The following is a 296-nucleotide window of genomic DNA, read 5'->3' as shown; positions in this document are numbered from 1 at the left end:
CGTCATGCTTAAGTCCATTCAACAAGCTCACTATGTTAACGGTGCTAAGTTAGATGAGATAGCTGCATTAAGAAACCTTGCCATGTCATTAGCTCTTGATTTAAATGAGTGGGATTTTGGTATTGAGTTATCAGAACCTAAGCTATATCAAGCACTGGAAGCGAGCCATACTTTAATGAAAGAGTATGAAATATCAGGCTACCCTTCAGTGATTGCGGAGATAGGCGACGAGTTAAAACGCTTACCAATTAGCGCGTATTATGGCAATGTGCCGGGGTGGGAGGCATGTTTAAAAC

The 296-nt window shown here is 41.6% G+C and carries 1 protein-coding gene; it reads left to right on the top strand.

All coding sequences use genetic code 11. From position 1 onward, the window contains the following. Positions 1-296, top strand: a 296-nt coding sequence (locus Q4528_RS13405; RefSeq protein ID WP_303522010.1) for a hypothetical protein, incomplete at both ends; no start/stop codon positions are given.

Source organism: Staphylococcus pasteuri (assembly GCF_030547725.1).
Lineage (GTDB): Bacteria > Bacillota > Bacilli > Staphylococcales > Staphylococcaceae > Staphylococcus > Staphylococcus pasteuri.
Note: the sequence above shows the minus strand (reverse complement) of the source record. Positions and strands in the feature narration are given on the sequence as shown.